Below are 18,797 nucleotides of genomic sequence, written 5' to 3' on the forward strand. Positions count from 1 at the left end.
CGCATATTATAAAAGCGCCAACCAATATTACTCCGAGCCCCCAGGGCATATGGTGGACGATTGGCAGGTGCAGAAGTGGGAGTCGGGGACCTGGTATGGCGACGGGTTTCAAGGCGGCATCTGGTGCAGCAGCACGGATGTCGTGGTTGGTTGCTGCGGCACGAATCCGGGGCAAAAGGGAAAACTATTCTCGGATATTGGGGCGGATCTGAGAATCGGTCTACGTATTCTGCCCAACCAATGTTCGTCGGCGCGACAAATGCTGAAGGCCGCCAAACAAATTGCCAATGGCAGAAGAATATCGGTGACCGGGCACTCATTAGGAGGCGGGTTGGCTCAAGTGATTGGCGTTTGGGAAGGAGTGCCTTTCGTCACCTTTAATGCGCCGGCGATGGCTCAAGTGATCAAAGCAGCCCATGTCAATATACTCAAGCCGCAAATGATGATTCGAACCTGGAAATCGAAAAGCGCATCCGATTGTCCCGGCGTCAATTTTCGGATCGCTGGCGATTTAGTCAGTGTCGAGGGGTTGGCGGGCGACCATGTCGGCATGGTTGTGGATTTGCCGAATGCCACCGGCGGCGGTGCGCACGGTAAGGCTAATTGTTGGCAGGCGGTATTGCAAACGGATTGGGCCAATGTAAACCCGTTCGAAGCGCTTTAAACCGGGTAGCTAACTTGGCGTTCAACGGTTAAGATTTTTACTTGCAGATTCGCAATCACGACAGAGAAAATCCGAAATCAGACACGTTGGAGATGGGAGACAGCATGACAAGTGCGGTAAGTTTACGCAAAGTGACGATGCCCACGGCGGCGCAAATTTGCCGGGATATTCAGTTGGAGCCGGATGCGTTACGTTGTTTGGCCGAGGACCTGGCACCGGCGGCATTTTTGCGCAACTTGATCGAACTCAAACTGTTCCCCGATGCCGTTCGGTTTCTGGCAAGAGCCTTGCCCAAGCGGGAAGCAACCTGGTGGGCCTGCATCAGCGCCCGCAGCGTGGTCGGACCGGATACCAAGCCGGAAGTGGTGAAAGCCTTGGAGGCTGCCGAGTTATGGGTGTTCAAGCCGACCGAACCCAATCGCAGATTGGCGAACAGCGCAGCCCACGATGCGTCGTTCGAAAACCCGGCTGCTTGGGCGGCAATGGCGGCGTTCTGGAGTGAAGGCAGTATGGCGCCGGAAAACGTGCCGGCCGTGCCGCCGGCCGACAATTTGACCGGTAAGGCTGTGGCCGGGGCCGTGATGCTGGCCGCGGTGCTGACGCAGCCGGACAAATCCCAGGACAAATACCAGTTCTTTCTGGAGCAAGGTATCGATATCGCCAACGGCGGCAACGGCCGGGTCTGGCAAGCGGCTTGATGGAGGGACGATATGGGACAGCCCGCCGCACGCTTGACCGATATGCATGTTTGCCCAATGTTCACCGGACCGGTACCTCATGTGGGCGGGCCGATTTCCGGCCCCGGCGCCCCCACCGTTTTAATCGGTAATATGCCCGCTGCCCGTGCGACAGATATGGCGGTTTGCGTCGGACCTCCCGATACCATTGCGATGGGTTCCACGACAGTATTGATTGGCAATATGCCGGCCGCCCGTATGGGCGACACTTGCGCCCACGGCGGCACCATTGTCGTCGGTTACCCGACCGTATTGATCGGGTAACTCGCCGGGCTCGGTTCTTCAACAGTTTCATTTAGGATTTCGACATGTCCCTCTCTCAAGATCAACGTGTAGCCAAGGTGACCACGGCGCTGGGCGATGGTGTTTTCGCACTTTATCGGATGACCGGTAACGAAACCGTCAGCCGCTTGTTCGAATACGAATTGGAACTGTTGAGCGAAAGCGGTACCCTCGATTTGAAAGCTTTATTGGGTACCGGTTTGACGGTCGAACTGGCATTGGAGAACAGCGGTAGTCGCTGGTTTAACGGTATCGTCACTCGGGTCAATCAACTCGGCATGCTGGGCGACTTGTACAACTACCGGGTCTGGTTGCACCCCAAAGCCTGGTTGATGACCAGGGCGAGCAATTGCCGGGTTTTGTCGCCTTCTGTCGGCGAAGGCAACCAAGCCGCGCCGACGACCGCGTCCGAGATTGTCAAGAGCATACTTGGCGAATACGGCATCGTGCCAACCCTGAATCTGAACGAAACCTACCCGGAGCGTGAGTTCTGCGTGCAATATCGGGAGACGGATTTCAATTTGGTCAGCCGTTTGATGGAGGAGGAGGGTATCTATTACTACTTCCAACACCAGAACGGCAGCCACACCATGGTGTTGTGCGACAACATGCAGGCGCACCAGGCGCTTGCCGGCAATGCCACGGTCAAGTATTACCCGCCCGACAATCAGGGCGTGCGCGACGAAGAGCATATCTTCGACTGGACTTTCAGTCGGCAAATTCAAAGCGGTGGTTACCGCTTGAACGAATACGATTTCGAAGCCGCCACTGCCGATTTGAAGGTGGCGTCGTTGATTGATGGCGAGCACGCGGAGTCCGGGAAGGAAATTTACGATTATCCGGGCGAATATAAAACCGCTACGGAAGGCGAGCGCTATGCCAGGTTACGGATGGAACAGGCCCGTTCCGAGCACGAGCAGATCTTTGCCGGCGGTAATGTAAGAGGGCTGGCAACCGGTCTGACGTTCAGCTTGGCCGAATATCCCCGCGCCGACCAGAATAGCCAGTACATGGTGTTGTCTACCGATATCAGCATTCGCAATAACGGTTTCGACTCCGGTGTCGGCGGCGAGGAAGAGTACCTGTGTACCTATTCGGTGATCAATACGTCTTATGTTTACCGCCCGCCCCGATTGACGCGGGTTCCGGTGGTTCAAGGCGTGCAAACCGCCGTCGTGGTTGGCGGACAGGGCGACGAAATCCTGACCGACCAATACGGCCGGGTTAAAGTCCAATTCCATTGGGACCGGCTCGGCACCAAAAACGAGAATAGCTCCTGTTGGGTGCGCGTCGCGCAGATTTGGGCCGGCAAGAACTGGGGCAGCATGTTCATACCCCGAGTCGGCCAGGAGGTTGTGGTCGATTTTCTGGAAGGCAATCCGGACAATCCGATCATAACCGGCCGAGTTTACAACAGCGTCAATATGCCGCCGTACACGCTGGATGCCAATAAAACCCAAAGTGGTATCAAGACTCGCAGCACGCCTCAAGGCGGCACCGGAAACTTTAATGAACTCCGGTTCGAGGACAAGTATGGTGAAGAGGAAATCTATCTGCACGCGGAAAAAAACTTTACCCGTATCGTCGAGAACAACGACGTACAGAAAATTGGTTTTGATAAAAAAGATGCCGGCGATCAAACCATAGATATCTATAACCACCGCACCGTGACCCTGGATCAGGGTAATGATAAATTGACGGTCAAGACCGGTAACCGCACCGTCGAGATTCAGCAAGGCAACGACGAATTGACCGTCAGTTCCGGTAACCGTAGCGTCAAGTTGGGATCGGGCAATTTGACGGTTAAGCTCGATGCCGGCGCCATTTCGGAAGAGGCGGCGCAATCCATAGAACTGAAAGTAGGCTCCAACAGCATCAAGATTGACCAGAGCGGTGTGACGATTAAAGGCATGATGGTCAAAATCCAAGCCGACACTCAGGCTGAGCTGAAGGGTTTGCAGACTACCGTTAGCGGCGACGGCATGCTGACATTGAAAGGCGGCGTGGTGATGATCAACTAATGCGTGGCGGGTACTGCCGGGTGCTATTTTATAACACTTTGATTTGCTAGGGTTTTTAAAGGTTCTGGTTGCGGCAACGCCCGGCGCGGCCCTACGATCTGTTCTAAAAATACTAAGCTATTGAATTAAATGTGCTTTTTAAAACCAGAATAATTCTTTATTATAATGCTAGGTAATTAGGTTGGACCCGGTCCGCACCTAGTCACTGCTGCTGTTCAATCAATCTGGAGAATTAAAGATGAGTTTTGAATTACCTGCATTACCGTATGCCAAAGACGCTTTGGCGCCGCACATTTCCGCCGAAACCATCGAATACCACTACGGCAAACACCACCAAACCTATGTGACCAACCTGAACAATCTGGTTCCGGGTACCGAGTTCGAAGGTTTGTCTCTGGAAGAAATCGTCAAAAAATCGTCTGGTGGCGTGTTCAACAACGCAGCCCAAGTCTGGAACCATACATTCTATTGGAATAGCCTGTCTCCCAACGGCGGCGGCGAACCGACCGGCGGCTTGGCCAACGCGATCGAGAGAACCTTCGGTTCGTTCGAAAAATTCAAAGAAGAATTCACCAAGTGCGCCGTCACCACGTTCGGTTCCGGCTGGGCATGGCTGGTGAAAAACGACAAGGGCGGCCTGGAACTGGTCAGCACTAGCAACGCCGGTTGCCCATTGACCGACGGCAAGACTCCGATCTTGACCTGCGACGTTTGGGAGCACGCCTATTACATCGATTTCCGCAACTTGCGCCCTAAATATCTGGAAGCATTCTGGGCTTTGGTTAATTGGGAATTCGCCAGCGCCAATTACGAAGCTTAAGTTCTAACCCGGCGCGGACCGGCGTCCTCACAGGCCCGCCCGCGCCGTTTTTGGCTGAAAAGCACTACGGAACGGCAGAGTCTATTCCCCTGCCTTCTTACTCGGCGCCATTCTTTTGCAAACCAGGTTTTGCCGACGGGCTAAAATAGCCTGTACCGTTCAGGAAATGCCCTGCCACAGCGTGTGGCCCACGATGAAGTACGTCTGCTTCCATAACAAGGGCGGCAAAGGCGTGACCAGCTCTTCGATCATTCATAAATGGCTCCCAAACTCAATCCGCAACAACTCGCCGCGGTCAAAACCGTGGATCGTCCTTTGCTGGTGCTGGCCGGTGCCGGCAGCGGCAAGACCCGGGTAATTACCGAAAAGATTGCGTACCTGGTGCAACAAGGCACCGCAGCGCGACATATCGCCGCCGTCACCTTTACCAACAAGGCCGCGCGGGAGATGAAAAGTCGGGTCGGCCGTTTGATCGACGACAAGCAAAGCCGCGGCCTGCGGGTGTCGACGTTTCATTCCCTGGGTTTGGAAATTCTGCGTAAGGAACACAAGGCGCTGGGGTACAAGGCCGCGATCACCTTGTTCGACGAGCAGGACAAATTGAGTCTGCTGAAGCAATTGATCGGCCATGGTGCCGACGGTTGCGACATCGACGCCGTCGAGAGTTACAACCATAAGATAGGTCAGTGGAAAAACGCGTTCGTCAGTCCGGAGCAGGTCTTGAGCCGGGCCGACGACACAGAAACCGCCGCGGCGGCGCGCTTGTATCATCAATTCAACCGCAGTTTGAAGGCCTATAACGCGGTGGATTTCGACGACCTGATCGGCCTGCCGGTGGAATTGTTTCAACGGCATCCGGATGTTTTGGAAAAGTGGCAGCATCGGATTCGCTATTTGCTGGTCGATGAGTATCAGGATACTAATATCACCCAGTACCAGTTGGTGCGGGCGCTTGCTGGGTCCCTGGGCAGGTTTACCGTGGTCGGCGACGACGACCAGTCGATTTATGCCTGGCGCGGCGCCCAGCCCGAGAATCTGAGTCAGTTGCAAAAGGATTACAGCCGGTTGCAGGTGATCAAGCTGGAGCAGAACTACCGCTCGGCCGGGCGGATTTTGAAGGTGGCCAACCAATTGATCGCCAACAATCCGCATACCTTCGAGAAAAAATTGTGGAGCGAACTCGGCTACGGCGAGCCGTTGCGGGTGTTGAGCCATAAAAACGATCTGGCCGAGGCCAAGCAAATCACCGCCGAGATCGTTCACCACCGGTTCAAGACCGGCGGCAGCTACGGCGACTATGCCATTTTGTACCGCGGCAACCACCAGTCGCGCTTGTTCGAGAAGGAGCTGCGCGAAAACAACGTGCCGTATTTCATCAGCGGCAGCGCCTCGTTTTTTTCGTTCACCGAAATCAAAGATGTGTTGGCTTATCTACGCCTGTTGGTCAACCGCGAAGACGACGCGGCGTTCTTGCGGGTGATCAACACACCGCGGCGGGAGATCGGGCCGACCACTTTGGAAAAATTGGGCGCTTACGCCAACGAGCGGCATATCAGCTTGTTCCAGGCCTGTTCCGAGCTGGGCTTGCAGCAGCGGCTTTCGGAAAAATCGGTGCAGCGTTTGACCCGGTTCTGCGATTGGGTGCGGGATAAGGCGCTGAAGATCGAGCGCGGCGATACCTTTGCCGAAATCGAAAAAATGATCGACGAAATCCATTATCCGCAGTGGCTGGACGAGAACAGCAAAACCCCGGCCTCGGCCGAGCGCAAGCTGAAAAACGTCTACGAATTGATCGAGTGGCTGCGGCGCATCGCGACTAAAGAGGAGGGCCGCGAACAGTCGTTGGCGGATGTGATCGCTAAAGTGATGCTGCTGGATATCCTGGATCGTAACCAGGAGGAACAGGCCGGCGACCAGGTCAGTCTGATGACTTTGCACGCCGCCAAGGGGCTGGAGTTTCCGCACGTGTTTCTGATCGGCATGGAAGAAAACCTGTTGCCGCACCAGAACAGCATCGAAACCGGGAATATCGAGGAAGAGCGGCGCCTGGCTTACGTCGGCATCACCCGCGCCCAACAAACTCTGACCTTCAGTTATTGCACTCACCGCAAGCGCTACGGCGAATTGGCGGAATGCGAACCCAGCCGGTTTTTAGGCGAGTTGCCGGAGGAGGATTTGGAGTGGGCCAATAAAAAACAATTGGCCCCGGAGGAGATCAAGCAGCGCGGCAAGGCTAGCCTGGCCGCGCTGAAGTCGATGTTGACCTGACGCCGACTATTGCAGTACCACGAAGAACGCTTCGCCGCCGCGTTGCAGGTTGACCAGCAGCGGCGCGTTGGGATTGACCACCTGCTTCATTTCGTCCAGGTTTCGGACCCGGTAGCGGTTGGCGGTGACGATGACGTCGCCGGGGCGCAGGCCGGTTTTCCAGGCTTTCGAGTTTTGTTCCACTTTTTCGATCAGAACTCCTTCCACCTGCTCTTTCGGGGTGACGCCGAGCGTGGCGCCGCTCAGGATCGGATGCAGTTTGGCGCCTTCGAGCTGTGGCCGTTTCGGTTTGCCTATCGTGGCCTGCACGGTTTTGCGTTCTTCGCCGCGCATGATGTCCAATTCGGCAGTATCGCCGACTTGCAGCAGGCCGACCGCATTACGGATTTGGGTGCTACCGCCTTTTACATCCTGGCCGTTGATTGCGACGATGATGTCACCGGGTTCCAGCCCGGCTTTTTCGGCCGGCGATCCGGCTTCGACTCGGCTCACCACGGCGCCGTGCTGGCTTTTCAAGGAGAAGGCTTTGACCAAGTCCGGCGTCAGATCTTGGGTGGTGACGCCGAGCAGGCCGCGGCGCACCTCGCCGTGCTGCACCAAAGACTCCATTAAACGCAGCGCCATGTTGGACGGAATCGCGAAGCCGATGCCGACATTACCGCCGCTCGGCGCCAGGATGGCTGTGTTCATGCCGACGAATTCGCCGCGCAAGTTGACCAGTGCGCCGCCGGAGTTGCCGGGATTGATCGAGGCGTCGGTCTGGATGAAGTCTTCGTAACCTTCGATGCCGAGGCCGGAGCGGCCCAGGGCGCTGACGATGCCGGAGGTGACGGTTTGGCCCAGGCCGAACGGGTTGCCGATCGCGACGACGAAATCGCCGACTTTCAGTTGGCTGGAATCGGCGACTTTTAACGCAGTCAGATTGTCGGCCGGGATTTGGATTACTGCGACGTCGGCTTCCGGGTCGGTGCCGAGCAATTTAGCGTTCAGTTGGCGGCCGTCGGCCAGGGTTACGTTAATCTTGTCGGCTTTGTCGATCACGTGGTTGTTGGTCAACACGTAGCCTTGGTCCTTGTCGATGATCACGCCGGAGCCCAGGCTGTTGCGCTGTTGTTGCTTGGGGTTGTTGGGGATGTTGAAAAACCGGCGGAAGAGGGGGTCGTTCATCAGCGGGTTTGCCTGCATCCTCACGTTGGTGGAGGTGGAAATGTTGACCACGGCCGGCATGCTTTGCTCCAGCATCGGCGCCAGTGACGGGAGGTTGGTGCCATCGACCTGCAAGGGCAATGCGGCGTTGGACTGCCAACTACTCAAGCCAAGCAAAAATAGCAGAATGATTTTTCTCATGGTGGTTATGTTTTTGGGTTGTGGTTTGTTGGATTGCCGGCATGGACACGCCGGAGCCTAATTTGTTTCCCGGAGTTTAATTAATAATCGGCTATCATAGGTTATGTTCCGTCGTTGGATTCCATACTCTTCAATCCGCACCTGACTAGTGGCTGTCGACATCCATTCCGCCGAGGGCCGGATTATCCGGCAGTTAATTCCGCTCTCCACGCTGCCGTTCAGTAAATTTGAGGCGATATGCGCCCAAATCAATATCGAATCCGCCGAAGAAGGTAAATTTTTATTTCAACGCGGCGACGAACGCAACGAGTTGGTCTATTTGCTGGACGGCAGCGTGACCTTGCAGACCGAAGCGCTCACGATTGAAACCATCAGCGCCGACAGCCCGTCAGCCCGGTTTGCGCTGGCGCATCAGATTCCGCGAAAAGTGAACGCAGTCGCTAATAGTAGAATTCGGTTTTTACGTTTGAATACCGATATGGTGAAATCGGCGCAAGACGGCAATTTCGAGGAAAACGAGAGTTTTATGGTGGTAGACGAGGTGGAGGACAACGACGACTGGATGACGACTTTATTGAAGTCGCCGGTGTTTCGTGCGTTGCCGCCGGCAAACCTGCAGAAGATTTTGATCGGTATGCAGGAACTGCGCGTCGACGCCGGGGACGTGATCGTCAGGCAGGGCGACGCCGGCGATTATTTCTACATCATCAAGAGAGGGCGTTGCCAAGTCAGCCGCAGGCCGGCGCCGAATGCAAAAGATATTAAGCTCGCCCTGCTGAGCGATCAGGATACTTTCGGCGAAGATTCGCTGATTTCCGGGGAGCCGCGAAATGTGTCGGTGACCGCGCTGACCGATGTCAGTCTGTTGCGCTTGGAGAAAGAGTTGTTTTTGACCTTGATCAAGCAGCCGACGCTGAAATATATCAATTATCGAGAGTCTCAGGAATTAGTGGCTAAAGGCGCGGATTTGATCGACGTTCGCGAGCCGGACCACTATAAGCCGCTGCATTTGCCGTTGAGCATCAATATCCCGTTCTTTTCATTGCGAATGCATTTGAAAACCTTGAACCGGCAGCATCCGATCGTGGTGGTGTGCCAGAACGGCCGCATGAGCGAGGCGGCGGCTTTTATTTTGATGAGGCACAAATTCAATGCGCTGATTTTGGCCGGCGGTATTGACGAGATCGATCCGAGCTATTTGAAATCGCCGTCTTCGTTTCCGATCGACGATGGTATCGAGACTGGCAATTTCCGTGAGATTGCCGGCGACACCGCCATGTCAGCCGCCACTAGCCAAGTCTTCGCCGAGCCTTCGTCGCTGCAGGACGACATGCTAAAGCTGCGTCGCTATTTGCAACAACTAAAGACCAAATACAATATTCTGGAAGCAGAGAAAAAGGCTTTGGAGATGAAATACTTATCGCTTGCCAAGTATTCCGAAAGCCTGAAGGCCGAGCTGGAGGAAATCAAGAACGCCGGCAACCGGGGCTGACCGGAGATTCCGGCCGCCCGGCGGGCTAGAAGCGGAATTATTTGATTTTGGCTTCTTTGTACATTACGTGTCTGCGGACGACAGGATCGAATTTTTTGATCTCCATCTTTTCCGGCATGGTTTTTTTGTTTTTAGTGGTGGTGTAGAAGTGGCCGGTACCTTCAGTCGAAACCAATTTGATTTTGTCGCGCATTGTCTGTCTCCTTAAACTTGTTCGCCACGGCTACGGATGTCGGCCAAAACCGCATCAATGCCATTTTTGTCGATGATTCGCATGCCTTTTGAAGATACTCTCAAGCGTACCCAGCGGTTTTCGCTTTCCACCCAGAATCTGTGATGGTGCAGATTCGGCTCAAAACGGCGCTTGGTTTTGTTCATTGCGTGTGAAACGTTGTGCCCGCTCAGGGGGCGTTTACCTGTTACTTGGCATACTCTGGACATGACTACCTCAATGCGAGCTTTTGATTCAAAATAGCCGCGCTTTATATCAAAAAAACTTTTCCGGGTAAACCGCAGCCTGGAAAATAAATTTGATAAAATCCCCCGCATTCCCACTTGTTTCGCGTAATACAGGACTTTATGGCAATCAAACTCGGCATGGTCATGGATCCCATCGGCCAGATCAATATCAAAAAAGACACCAGTTTTGCCATGTTGCTGGAGGCTCAGGCCCGCGGCTGGGAGCTGCACTACATGGAGTTGTCCGATCTATTTATGCGTAACGGCCATGCCTATGCCCGCAGCCGCCTGCTCGAAGTCAAGCGCGACGAGAAACAATGGCATGCTTTCGGCGCCGAGCGGCAGATCGAACTGTCCGAGCTGGACGTGATCATGATGCGCAAGGATCCGCCGTTCAACCAGGAATATATTTACGCCACCTATATGCTGGAGCAAGCCGAACGCCAAGGTGTGTATGTAGTCAATAAGCCGCAGTCGCTACGCGATGCCAACGAAAAAATGTTTACCGCCTGGTTTCCACAATGCTGCACCGATACGTTGGTGGCGCGGGATCCGCAAAAAATCCGCAATTTTCTGGCCGAACAAGGCGAGATCATTTTGAAGCCGCTGGATGGCATGGGCGGCGCCTCGATTTTCCATGTGCGCGAGGGCGACCCTAATCTGAGCGTGATTCTGGAAACCATGACCGGCCACGGCAGCAGTTACATCATGGCGCAACGTTACTTACCGGCGGTGAGAGACGGCGACAAACGAATCTTGATGGTGAACGGCGAACCGGTGCCGTATTGCCTGGCGCGGATTCCGGCCAGCGGCGAAAGCCGCGGCAATCTGGCGGCGGGTGGACGCGGTGAGGGCCGCGAATTGAGCGCGCGCGACCGTTGGATTGCCGAACAGGTTGGGCCGACATTGCGGGAAAAAGGTTTGGTGTTCGTCGGCTTGGATGTGATCGGCGATTACCTGACCGAAGTCAATGTCACCAGCCCGACCTGCGTCCAGGAATTGGATAAGCAATTCGGCATCAATATCAGCGCGCAATTGATGGACCACATTGCCGCCCAAGTGCAAGGTTGAAATGCAGGTTCCGCAGTTGACGCCGACCCCGCTGTCGCAAGGCGATTCGCTGATCACGGCTTTGTTTCTGGCGGCGGTGGTGCACGTCGTGATTGTATTGGGTATCAACTTTACCTCGCCGAAACCGGCAAAGATGGATAAATCGCTGGAGATCACAGTGGCCCATACTCCGCTGAAAAAGGCGCCGAAGGATGCCAAGTATCTGGCTGCGGAGCATCAGCTCGGCGCCGGCGAGCAAACCCAAAAACCGGAGCCTTTGCAGCATAAAGAGGCGGTACCGTTTTCGCCGCCGAGTCCGCCGCAGAAAAAAGTGGTGCCGCAGCCGATGCCGATTCCGGCCAAACCGGTCACCGAAAAGGTGCTGGTCCAAGCCAGGGCGCCGGTTAAGATTGCGGCTGAGCCGGAACAGCCGGTGGAAACACCCGAGCCGGTTGAGGTCCATGACGCCGCCCCCAAATTATCCCCTGAAGCCCTACAGCAGCAGATCGCGCAACTGGGCGAGCGGATTCGTAACAGCCAGCAAAGTACCCAGGAATCGAAAATCAAATTCGTCAACTCGATCAGTACCCACAAATACCTGGCAGCGCAATACGTCAAGGATTGGGAAGACAAGGTTGAGCGTACCGGCAATCTGAATTATCCTGAGGCGGCTCGCAAAAAAGGGGCCTCGCAAATCTTGACGATGGATGTCGGCATCAGTGCCGACGGCAGTATTTACAGTATGCGGATTGTTAAATCGTCCGGAAATCCGGCGTTGGACGACGCTGCCAAGCGCATCGTCAAGATGAGTGCGCCGTTTGCGGCGTTACCGGACGAGTTGTTGAGAGAAGTGAACGTTTTGGTGATTACCAGGGTCTGGAAATTCTCGGACGAAACCGGTATGACCGCCCGTTAGCCTATGAGCACTGCCATGACAGACGCAACTTATTTGAACAATCAGTTTTTGATCGCGATGCCCGGCCTGGCCGACCCGCATTTCTTTCATACCGTCACTTACCTGTGCCAACATAATGCGGAAGGCGCGCTCGGTATCGTGATAAACCGGCCGACCGGTATGAAGTTGAAAGATATTTTCGAGCAGATGGGCATCAAATCCGAAATCGAAGCCGTGTTGAACACGCCGATTTTCGCCGGTGGCCCGGTGCAGCAGGAACGCGGCTTCGTGATTCACAATGCCTGCGAGCAGCGTTGGGATTCCAGTATTTCCACGGCGGAAAACATCACCTTGACCAGTTCCCGCGACATCCTGGAAGCCATCGCCCAAGGTAGAGGCCCAAGCCATTATCTGATCGCACTGGGTTATGCCGGTTGGGGTAGCGGCCAGTTGGAGAAAGAAATCGTCGAAAACGCCTGGTTGAATACGCCTTGCGGCGAAGCCATCCTCTATGAAACGCCGATCAGCCAGCGCTGGAATGCCGCGGCCGGTCAGCTCGGCATCGACATCAATCGTCTGACCACGCCGGCCGGACATGGTTAAACAAGACCCGCTGGCTGCCAAATTAAGCAGCGACGCCTATTTGGGATTCGATTTCGGCAATAAAAAAATCGGCGTAGCCGTCGGTTATGCCGGCAGCGGCATCGCCAGTCCGCTGCAAACCATTCGTTCCTTAAACCAGGTGCCGGACTGGAGCAGGATCGGCCAACTGATCGCCGAATGGCGGCCGGCCGGCTTGGTGGTCGGCATTTCCCGGCAAGCCGACGGTTCCGACAACGTGGTGACGCCGCGGATGCAGAAATTCTGTCGCCAGTTGCAGGGGCGTTACAATTTGCCGGTGCACCAGATCGACGAAGCGCTGACCACGTTTGCCGCCAAACAGATGCTGTTCGACGAACTGCAACTCAGTGCGACCAAACTATGGGCGGTCCAAGACCAGCTTGCCGCCCAATTGATTTTGCAAAGTTGGTTCGACCGATAACCGCGGATTTCGGTGCGGATTGGTTATGCCCCGCGCCCGGCCGCCAACAATAACAAAATGCTCAACCACACCATGTCTATCGATTCTTTGAACATCGACGTCCTGCTGGACAATCTGGAACTCGCCATCCGCCAGCAGATCGGCGAACGAAAACTGCAAAATCCGCTGCTGATCGGAATCCACAGCGGCGGGGCTTGGGTTGCCCGCCACATGCACTTGCGCTTGGGCATCAGCGAGCCCTTGGGTTTGCTGGACATCACCTTTTACCGCGACGATTTTTCCCAAATCGGCATGCATCCCAAAGTCAAAACCAGCCAATTGCCGCCACATCTGGAAGGGCGCGATATCATTCTGATCGACGACGTGTTTTACAGCGGCCGTACCAGCCGCGCCGCACTGAACGAGATTTTCGATTACGGCCGCCCCAATCAGGTCGTGCTGGCGGTGTTGATCGAGCGCAACGGCCGCCAAATTCCGTTGCAGCCGGATTGCCGCGGCATCCGTATCGATTTGGCCGAGGGCCAGCGGATTAAATTGACCGGCCCCGACCCGCTCGGCATCGAGATTCAGGATTTGGCCGGAGTCGCGGCATGACCCGGCATCTGCAACTGACCGAGCAAGGCAAACTCAAACACTTTCTGACCATCGAGGGTCTGGATCGGGAGTTGCTGACCGAGATTCTGGACACGGCCGAATCCTTCGTCGGCATGTCCGAGCATCAGGTCAAGAAAGTGCCGTTGCTGCGCGGCAAGACCATCGTCAATCTGTTTTTCGAGAACTCGACCCGCACCCGCACCACGTTCGAGCTGGCTGCCACCCGGCTGTCGGCCGACGTGTTGAACATGGATATCGCCCGTTCCGCCACATCCAAGGGCGAAAGCCTGCTCGACACCATCCGCAATTTGGAAGCGATGCAGGTCGACATGTTCGTCGTGCGCCACGCTTTGAGCGGCGCCGCCCACTTCATCGCTCAACAAGTGGCGCCCCACATCAGCGTAATCAATGCCGGCGACGGCCAGCATGCCCACCCGACCCAGGCCATGCTGGATATGTTCACGATTCGTCAACATAAAAAACAATTCGAGGGCCTGAAGGTCGCGATCGTCGGCGATATCCTGCATTCGCGGGTGGCGCGCTCGCAAATTCTGGCTTTGAATGCCTTGGGTGTGGCCGAGGTTAGAGTGATTGCGCCGAAAACGCTATTGCCGGCCCAGGTCAAAACCATGGGGGTGACGCCGATCCACGACATGGACGAGGGTTTGGCCGATGTGGATGTGGTAATCATGTTGCGTTTACAAAAGGAACGGATGAACTCGGCCTTTCTGCCCAGCGAAAGCGAATTTTTCCGCTGCTTCGGCTTGACCGAAGCCAAACTGCAACGGGCCAAACCCGATGCGATCGTCATGCATCCGGGCCCAATCAATCGCGGCGTCGAAATCGCCTCCAGTGTTGCCGACGGCCCGCAGTCGGTGATCCTGCAGCAAGTCAGCAACGGCGTGGCGGTAAGGATGGCGATCATGTCAATGACCATGCAAAGCGGAGGTACGGCATGACAAAATTTCAGGGCAGAAATTTTGCACTGCCGGCGGTAGCCCGTCAGAGTAGTGAGCATGGATGCGGCATGACAAAATTTCAGGATGGAAATTTTGCGCCGCCAACGGCGGCCCTCCAGGGTGCCGCACAAGGAGGTGCGGCATGAACAAAATCCGAATCGATCACGGCCGTATCGTCGATCCGGCCAGCGGCATCGACGCCATTGGCCCGGTCTATATCGCCGACGGCAAAATCGTGGCGGTTGGCGAAGCGCTGGCCGATTTCGCTGCCGAACAAGCTATCGATGCGACCGGCCAAGTGGTTTGCCCCGGCTTCGTCGACTTGAGCGTGCGCCTGCGCGAGCCGGGCCAGACCCAAAAAGGCAATATCCAATCCGAAACCCGCGCCGCGCTGGCCGCCGGCGTGACTTCGTTGTGTTTGCCACCCGACACCAAGCCCTGTATCGACACGCCGGCCGTGGTCGAATACATCAAGGACAAGGCCGAGCAGGCCGGTTATGCGCAAGTTTACAGTATCGGCGCGCTGACCCAGCGTCTGGACGGCAACGAGCTCAGCGCCATGTTTGCGCTGAAGCAGGCCGGCTGCATCGCAGTCGGCAATGCCAGTGCCCCGCTCGGCAATTTGCTGATCTTGCGGCGGGCGATGGAGTACGCCAGCAGCCACGATTTGCTGCTGATGTTCCGCGCCAACGAAGCGTCCTTGTCCGGCAAAGGCTGCGCCCACGAAGGCGCGGTCGCCAGCCGCTACGGCTTGCCCGGCATTCCGGAAGCGGCGGAATCGATTGCATTGGCGCAGTGTCTGGAATTGGCCGAATTGACCGGCTGCCGGGTGCATTTCAGCCAGATCAGTTGCAAGCAATCGGTGATCAAGATCCAGCAGGCCAAGAAGTATGGTTTGAACGTCACCGCCGACGTAGCGATACACCAACTGCACCTCACCGAAAACGACATGGCACCGTTCGACGGCAATTACCACGTGATGCCGCCGCTACGGGGCACGATAGACCGCCAGTATTTGCGGGAAGCGTTGGCCAACGGCACCATAGACGCGATTTGTTCCGACCACCAACCGCACGATCTGGACGCCAAGCTCGGCGCGTTTCCGGAAACCGAGTCCGGCGTCGCAGCGCTGGAAACGCTGGTGCCGTTGACGCTGGCCCTGACCGGCCAACACCGCATCGGCCTGGCGCAAGCGATTGCCGGCCTGACCTGCAACCCGGCGCGGATCATGGGCCTGGCCGCCGGTACCCTGGCCGTGGGCAGCAACGCCGACGTCTGTATTTTCGATCCGGCGCTGGTCTGGCGGGTCGAGCGCCCGGCCTGGCTTAGCGCCGGCTGCAACACGCCTTATTGGGGGCGCGAATTGACCGGGCGCGTGACCCACACCTTACAAGCCGGACGGATTGCTTACCGGTTGCAGGATATTTCAGCAGCTAACAGGGCTTGAACGCCGAACCCGTGACGGCGGGTAAACCTCGCCAAGGAATTAAACATGAGTTGCATTAGAAACCGAGCCAGCAGTTCCGCTTCGACCAGCATTATCGACGATTTGAAAGGCGACCAATCCTGGCGCATCTTCCGGATCATCAGCGAGTTTACCGAAGGCTTCGATGAATTATCCGGCCTGTGCGACGCGATCTCGATTTTCGGTTCGGCCCGCTTGAAACCGGATCATCCCTATTACGTCAAGACCGTCGAAATCGCCGACCTGCTCAGTAAACAGGGCTTTGCCATTATCAGCGGCGGCGGTCCGGGGGTGATGGAGGCGGCCAATAAAGGCGCGATTGCCAACGACCAACCCTCCATCGGTTTGAATATCGAATTGCCGATGGAGCAAAAACCCAACCCTTACCAGAATATCGCGCTGAATTTCCGTTACTTCTTCGTGCGCAAAGTCATGTTCGTGCGCTATTCGATCGGTTACGTCTGTATGCCGGGCGGTTTCGGTACGCTGGACGAATTCTTCGAAGCGCTGACGCTGATGCAGACCCACAAGGTCTATCCGATTCCGCTGGTGTTGTTCGGCAGCGACTTCTGGAACGGGCTGATGGACTGGATGAAGGCGAAAATGCTCGAATACGGCACCATTTCCGAAGAGGATTTAGCACTGATCACCGTCACCGATGATCCGCACGAAGTGGTCAACATCATGGTCGCCCATCGCGAATGGAAAGACCGGCAACGTAAAAACTAGCCGCAACGCAACTTTTCGGACCAAGGTCGGTCCCAACTCGGCAACATCAATCAAACCAATTCGACATGACTGCAACAAGTCCCGATTCCTGCCAAGCGGCGCTGCAACAACTCAAACACCATATCAATAGCCAAATCATCGGCCAGGAAGTCCTGGTAGAGCGGATGCTGATCGCGTTGCTGGCCGACGGCCACCTGTTGGTGGAAGGTGCGCCGGGGTTGGCCAAAACCCGCGCCATTAATGTCCTCAGCCAGGGCGTACAGGCCGATTTTCACCGTGTGCAATTTACCCCGGACCTGTTGCCGGCGGATTTGACCGGCACCGAAATTTACCGGCCGCAGCCCGGCAGCTTCGAATTTCAGAAAGGTCCATTATTCCATAATCTGATTCTGGCCGACGAGATCAACCGGGCGCCGGCAAAAGTGCAGGCCGCGTTGCTGGAAGCAATGGCCGAGCGGCAGATCACGGTCGGTAAAGCCACCTATCCGCTGCCGCAACTGTTCATGGTGATGGCGACCCAAAATCCGATCGAACAGGAAGGCACCTATCCGCTGCCGGAAGCGCAGCTCGACCGGTTTTTGCTGCACGTCAAAATCGATTATCCGGATGCCGGCCATGAACAAGCCATTCTGCACCTGGCTCGGGCCGAAGCCAAAGGTGCTTTGCAAAACGGCGACTACCAGGCGCCCAAAATCAGCCAGCAAACGCTGTTCGCCGCCCGTGGCGAGGTACTCGACTTATACATGGCCGATAGTCTGGAGCAATACTTATTGCAGATCGTATTAGCCACCCGTAAACCGGCGGCATACGGTCAGGACTTGGCCGGTTGGATCCAATACGGCGCCAGCCCGCGCGCCAGCATTGCGCTGGACCGCTGCGCCCGGGCCAAGGCCTGGCTGGCGCAGCGAGATTTCGTCGACCCGGCCGACATCCAGGACATGGCCTACGACGTACTTCGCCACCGGTTGATTTTGTCCTACGAGGCCGAGGCCGAGGGCGTCACTGCCGACTACGTGGTCAAGGAATTGATCGCCAGGATTGCCGTGCCCTGATGGATGCGCAACACACCGCCGATAACCCGCGGGTGGCGGTTACTCTGAAAGGCTTGGTCGATCTGGCCAAACCGGCCGCCGCGATCAGCCTGGGTCACGCCAATATCCGCGCCGTCCAGAGCGGTAATTACCTGTCGCATCTGAAAGGGCGCGGCATGGCCTTCGACGAAACCCGTCTGTACCAGCCCGGCGACGATGTGCGCCGCATCGATTGGCGCGTCACCGCCCGCACCGGCAAACCGCACAGCAAAATTTTCAAAGAGGAACGCGAGCGGCCGATGTTCATCGCCGTCGATTATCGGGCGGCGATGGCTTTCGCCACCCGCGGCGTGTTCAAGTCGGTGCAGGCCGCCCGTCTGGCCGCATTGCTGGCGTGGGCCGCATTGCAGCAGGGCGACCGCATCGGCGGCCAGATATTCAGCGAAGCCGGTTGCCTGGAGTTGCGTCCGCAAACCGGCAAGCCGGCCTTACTGCGGTTTTTGAATGCCTTGGTAAAACCGGCCTATAGCGGCGACCCGGCAGATCAACTCGATATTCCGTTGTCCAGGCTGCTCCATCACGCCCGCCCCGGTAGCCGGGTCTATATTCTCAGCGATTTTCGCGGTATGAATCCCGCCGCCGAACGGCATTTGACCAATTTGGCCAAGCACTGCGAAGTGGTCATGGTGCATATTGCCGACCCGTTGGAAATGCGCTTGCCCAGCAAGGGCCGCTACCGATTTACCGACGGCTTGCGGGAAATCCTGTTCGACAGCGCCGACCGGCAACGGGCGCAGTCCTATCAGCAACAGTTTGCCGATCGTCGGCGCCTGCTGCAGAAATTGTCCAGCCAATTGCACTCGCTGCTGATCCCCTGTAGCACGCAGCAAACCGCTCTGGACGTGCTGACCGGCGCCCGGCCGCATTGCCGCTAGAGGCCCA

Annotated in this window: 20 protein-coding genes; 17 read left to right on the plus strand and 3 right to left on the minus strand. The window is 56.4% G+C overall.

The genetic code is table 11. The annotated features are described in order from the left end of the window. The first annotated feature begins 49 nt into the window (after positions 1–49). The 6 genes from ACH518_RS06315 to rep all read left to right on the plus strand — a co-directional run bounded on the left by ACH518_RS06315 (position 50) and on the right by rep (position 6,792). Positions 50–664, plus strand: a complete 615-nt coding sequence (locus ACH518_RS06315; protein ID WP_445372274.1) for a hypothetical protein — start codon at positions 50–52, stop codon at positions 662–664. A gap of 104 nt (positions 665–768) precedes the next feature. Beyond that, positions 769–1,362: a DUF6931 family protein gene (locus tag ACH518_RS06320; protein ID WP_445372275.1), complete on the plus strand. Its 594-nt coding sequence runs from the start codon at positions 769–771 to the stop codon at positions 1,360–1,362. Between the two features lie 12 nt (positions 1,363–1,374). Beyond that, positions 1,375–1,665, plus strand: coding sequence for a PAAR domain-containing protein (locus ACH518_RS06325; RefSeq protein WP_140912045.1), 291 nt, complete (start codon positions 1,375–1,377; stop codon positions 1,663–1,665). Positions 1,666–1,709: 44 nt separating this feature from the next. Continuing rightward, positions 1,710–3,704, plus strand: coding sequence for a type VI secretion system Vgr family protein (locus ACH518_RS06330; protein ID WP_445372276.1), 1,995 nt, complete (start codon positions 1,710–1,712; stop codon positions 3,702–3,704). Positions 3,705–3,942: 238 nt separating this feature from the next. Further along, the gene (gene sodB / locus ACH518_RS06335; RefSeq protein WP_278209757.1) at positions 3,943–4,524 is read left to right on the plus strand and encodes a superoxide dismutase [Fe]; all 582 of its coding nucleotides are present in this window, start codon (positions 3,943–3,945) and stop codon (positions 4,522–4,524) included. 258 nt (positions 4,525–4,782) lie between these two features. Further along, entirely contained in the window at positions 4,783–6,792 is a 2,010-nt protein-coding gene (gene rep, locus ACH518_RS06340; RefSeq protein ID WP_445372277.1) for a DNA helicase Rep, read from the plus strand. Between the two features lie 6 nt (positions 6,793–6,798). Here rep and ACH518_RS06345 read toward each other — a convergent pair whose 3' ends face one another. Next, positions 6,799–8,139: a DegQ family serine endoprotease gene (locus ACH518_RS06345; RefSeq protein ID WP_140912049.1), complete on the minus strand. Its 1,341-nt coding sequence runs from the start codon at positions 8,137–8,139 to the stop codon at positions 6,799–6,801. A 148-nt stretch (positions 8,140–8,287) separates the two neighbouring features. On the opposite strand from ACH518_RS06345, the gene ACH518_RS06350 reads away from it, so the two are divergent. Next, on the plus strand, positions 8,288–9,631 hold the full coding sequence (locus tag ACH518_RS06350) for a cyclic nucleotide-binding domain-containing protein (protein ID WP_445372278.1): 1,344 nt from the start codon (positions 8,288–8,290) through the stop codon (positions 9,629–9,631). A gap of 37 nt (positions 9,632–9,668) precedes the next feature. Here ACH518_RS06350 and rpmG read toward each other — a convergent pair whose 3' ends face one another. After that, positions 9,669–9,824, minus strand: coding sequence for a 50S ribosomal protein L33 (rpmG, locus tag ACH518_RS06355; protein ID WP_140912051.1), 156 nt, complete (start codon positions 9,822–9,824; stop codon positions 9,669–9,671). 11 nt (positions 9,825–9,835) lie between these two features. Further along, positions 9,836–10,072: a 50S ribosomal protein L28 gene (rpmB, locus tag ACH518_RS06360; RefSeq protein WP_140912129.1), complete on the minus strand. Its 237-nt coding sequence runs from the start codon at positions 10,070–10,072 to the stop codon at positions 9,836–9,838. A 138-nt stretch (positions 10,073–10,210) separates the two neighbouring features. Here rpmB and gshB point away from each other — a divergent pair, with 138 nt between their 5' ends. The 10 genes from gshB to ACH518_RS06410 all read left to right on the plus strand — a co-directional run bounded on the left by gshB (position 10,211) and on the right by ACH518_RS06410 (position 18,790). After that, positions 10,211–11,161 (plus strand): glutathione synthase, encoded by a 951-nt coding sequence (gshB, locus tag ACH518_RS06365; RefSeq protein ID WP_140912052.1) that lies wholly within the window; start codon positions 10,211–10,213, stop codon positions 11,159–11,161. A 1-nt stretch (position 11,162) separates the two neighbouring features. After that, entirely contained in the window at positions 11,163–12,056 is an 894-nt protein-coding gene (locus tag ACH518_RS06370) for an energy transducer TonB (RefSeq protein WP_445372279.1), read from the plus strand. A 15-nt stretch (positions 12,057–12,071) separates the two neighbouring features. Further along, the gene (locus tag ACH518_RS06375) at positions 12,072–12,638 is read left to right on the plus strand and encodes a YqgE/AlgH family protein (protein ID WP_140912054.1); all 567 of its coding nucleotides are present in this window, start codon (positions 12,072–12,074) and stop codon (positions 12,636–12,638) included. Then, positions 12,631–13,077: a Holliday junction resolvase RuvX gene (ruvX, locus tag ACH518_RS06380; RefSeq protein ID WP_445372280.1), complete on the plus strand. Its 447-nt coding sequence runs from the start codon at positions 12,631–12,633 to the stop codon at positions 13,075–13,077. Before ACH518_RS06375 ends, ruvX begins: the two co-directional genes overlap by 8 nt. A gap of 72 nt (positions 13,078–13,149) precedes the next feature. Continuing rightward, positions 13,150–13,671, plus strand: a complete 522-nt coding sequence (gene pyrR, locus ACH518_RS06385) for a bifunctional pyr operon transcriptional regulator/uracil phosphoribosyltransferase PyrR (protein ID WP_140912056.1) — start codon at positions 13,150–13,152, stop codon at positions 13,669–13,671. Next, a complete protein-coding gene (locus tag ACH518_RS06390; RefSeq protein ID WP_445372281.1) occupies positions 13,668–14,630 on the plus strand; it encodes an aspartate carbamoyltransferase catalytic subunit in 963 nt (320 codons plus the stop codon). Before pyrR ends, ACH518_RS06390 begins: the two co-directional genes overlap by 4 nt. 142 nt (positions 14,631–14,772) lie before the next feature. After that, positions 14,773–16,077, plus strand: coding sequence for a dihydroorotase (locus ACH518_RS06395; protein WP_445372282.1), 1,305 nt, complete (start codon positions 14,773–14,775; stop codon positions 16,075–16,077). A 45-nt stretch (positions 16,078–16,122) separates the two neighbouring features. Beyond that, on the plus strand, positions 16,123–16,824 hold the full coding sequence (locus ACH518_RS06400) for an LOG family protein (protein ID WP_445372283.1): 702 nt from the start codon (positions 16,123–16,125) through the stop codon (positions 16,822–16,824). Positions 16,825–16,889: 65 nt separating this feature from the next. Beyond that, entirely contained in the window at positions 16,890–17,876 is a 987-nt protein-coding gene (locus tag ACH518_RS06405) for an AAA family ATPase (protein WP_140912060.1), read from the plus strand. Beyond that, positions 17,876–18,790, plus strand: coding sequence for a DUF58 domain-containing protein (locus ACH518_RS06410; RefSeq protein ID WP_445372284.1), 915 nt, complete (start codon positions 17,876–17,878; stop codon positions 18,788–18,790). Before ACH518_RS06405 ends, ACH518_RS06410 begins: the two co-directional genes overlap by 1 nt. Positions 18,791–18,797 lie beyond the last annotated feature (7 nt).

It is taken from the genome of Methylomonas sp. HW2-6 (assembly GCF_052474525.1).

Excerpts from the sequence above, each read along its gene's own strand:
- ruvX (WP_445372280.1), top strand. The coding sequence starts at position 12,631 with ATGGTTAAACAAGACCCGCTGGCTGCCAAATTAAGCAGCGACGCCTAT.
- ACH518_RS06370 (WP_445372279.1), top strand. The coding sequence starts at position 11,163 with ATGCAGGTTCCGCAGTTGACGCCGACCCCGCTGTCGCAAGGCGATTCG.
- ACH518_RS06345 (WP_140912049.1), bottom strand. The coding sequence starts at position 8,139 with ATGAGAAAAATCATTCTGCTATTTTTGCTTGGCTTGAGTAGTTGGCAG.
- ACH518_RS06325 (WP_140912045.1), top strand. The coding sequence starts at position 1,375 with ATGGGACAGCCCGCCGCACGCTTGACCGATATGCATGTTTGCCCAATG.
- ACH518_RS06390 (WP_445372281.1), top strand. The coding sequence starts at position 13,668 with ATGACCCGGCATCTGCAACTGACCGAGCAAGGCAAACTCAAACACTTT.
- ACH518_RS06405 (WP_140912060.1), top strand. The coding sequence starts at position 16,890 with ATGACTGCAACAAGTCCCGATTCCTGCCAAGCGGCGCTGCAACAACTC.
- rpmG (WP_140912051.1), bottom strand. The coding sequence starts at position 9,824 with ATGCGCGACAAAATCAAATTGGTTTCGACTGAAGGTACCGGCCACTTC.
- rep (WP_445372277.1), top strand. The coding sequence starts at position 4,783 with ATGGCTCCCAAACTCAATCCGCAACAACTCGCCGCGGTCAAAACCGTG.
- ACH518_RS06320 (WP_445372275.1), top strand. The coding sequence starts at position 769 with ATGACAAGTGCGGTAAGTTTACGCAAAGTGACGATGCCCACGGCGGCG.
- ACH518_RS06375 (WP_140912054.1), top strand. The coding sequence starts at position 12,072 with ATGACAGACGCAACTTATTTGAACAATCAGTTTTTGATCGCGATGCCC.
- ACH518_RS06410 (WP_445372284.1), top strand. The coding sequence starts at position 17,876 with ATGGATGCGCAACACACCGCCGATAACCCGCGGGTGGCGGTTACTCTG.
- ACH518_RS06400 (WP_445372283.1), top strand. The coding sequence starts at position 16,123 with ATGAGTTGCATTAGAAACCGAGCCAGCAGTTCCGCTTCGACCAGCATT.
- ACH518_RS06330 (WP_445372276.1), top strand. The coding sequence starts at position 1,710 with ATGTCCCTCTCTCAAGATCAACGTGTAGCCAAGGTGACCACGGCGCTG.
- sodB (WP_278209757.1), top strand. The coding sequence starts at position 3,943 with ATGAGTTTTGAATTACCTGCATTACCGTATGCCAAAGACGCTTTGGCG.
- ACH518_RS06315 (WP_445372274.1), top strand. The coding sequence starts at position 50 with ATGGTGGACGATTGGCAGGTGCAGAAGTGGGAGTCGGGGACCTGGTAT.
- pyrR (WP_140912056.1), top strand. The coding sequence starts at position 13,150 with ATGTCTATCGATTCTTTGAACATCGACGTCCTGCTGGACAATCTGGAA.
- rpmB (WP_140912129.1), bottom strand. The coding sequence starts at position 10,072 with ATGTCCAGAGTATGCCAAGTAACAGGTAAACGCCCCCTGAGCGGGCAC.
- gshB (WP_140912052.1), top strand. The coding sequence starts at position 10,211 with ATGGCAATCAAACTCGGCATGGTCATGGATCCCATCGGCCAGATCAAT.
- ACH518_RS06395 (WP_445372282.1), top strand. The coding sequence starts at position 14,773 with ATGAACAAAATCCGAATCGATCACGGCCGTATCGTCGATCCGGCCAGC.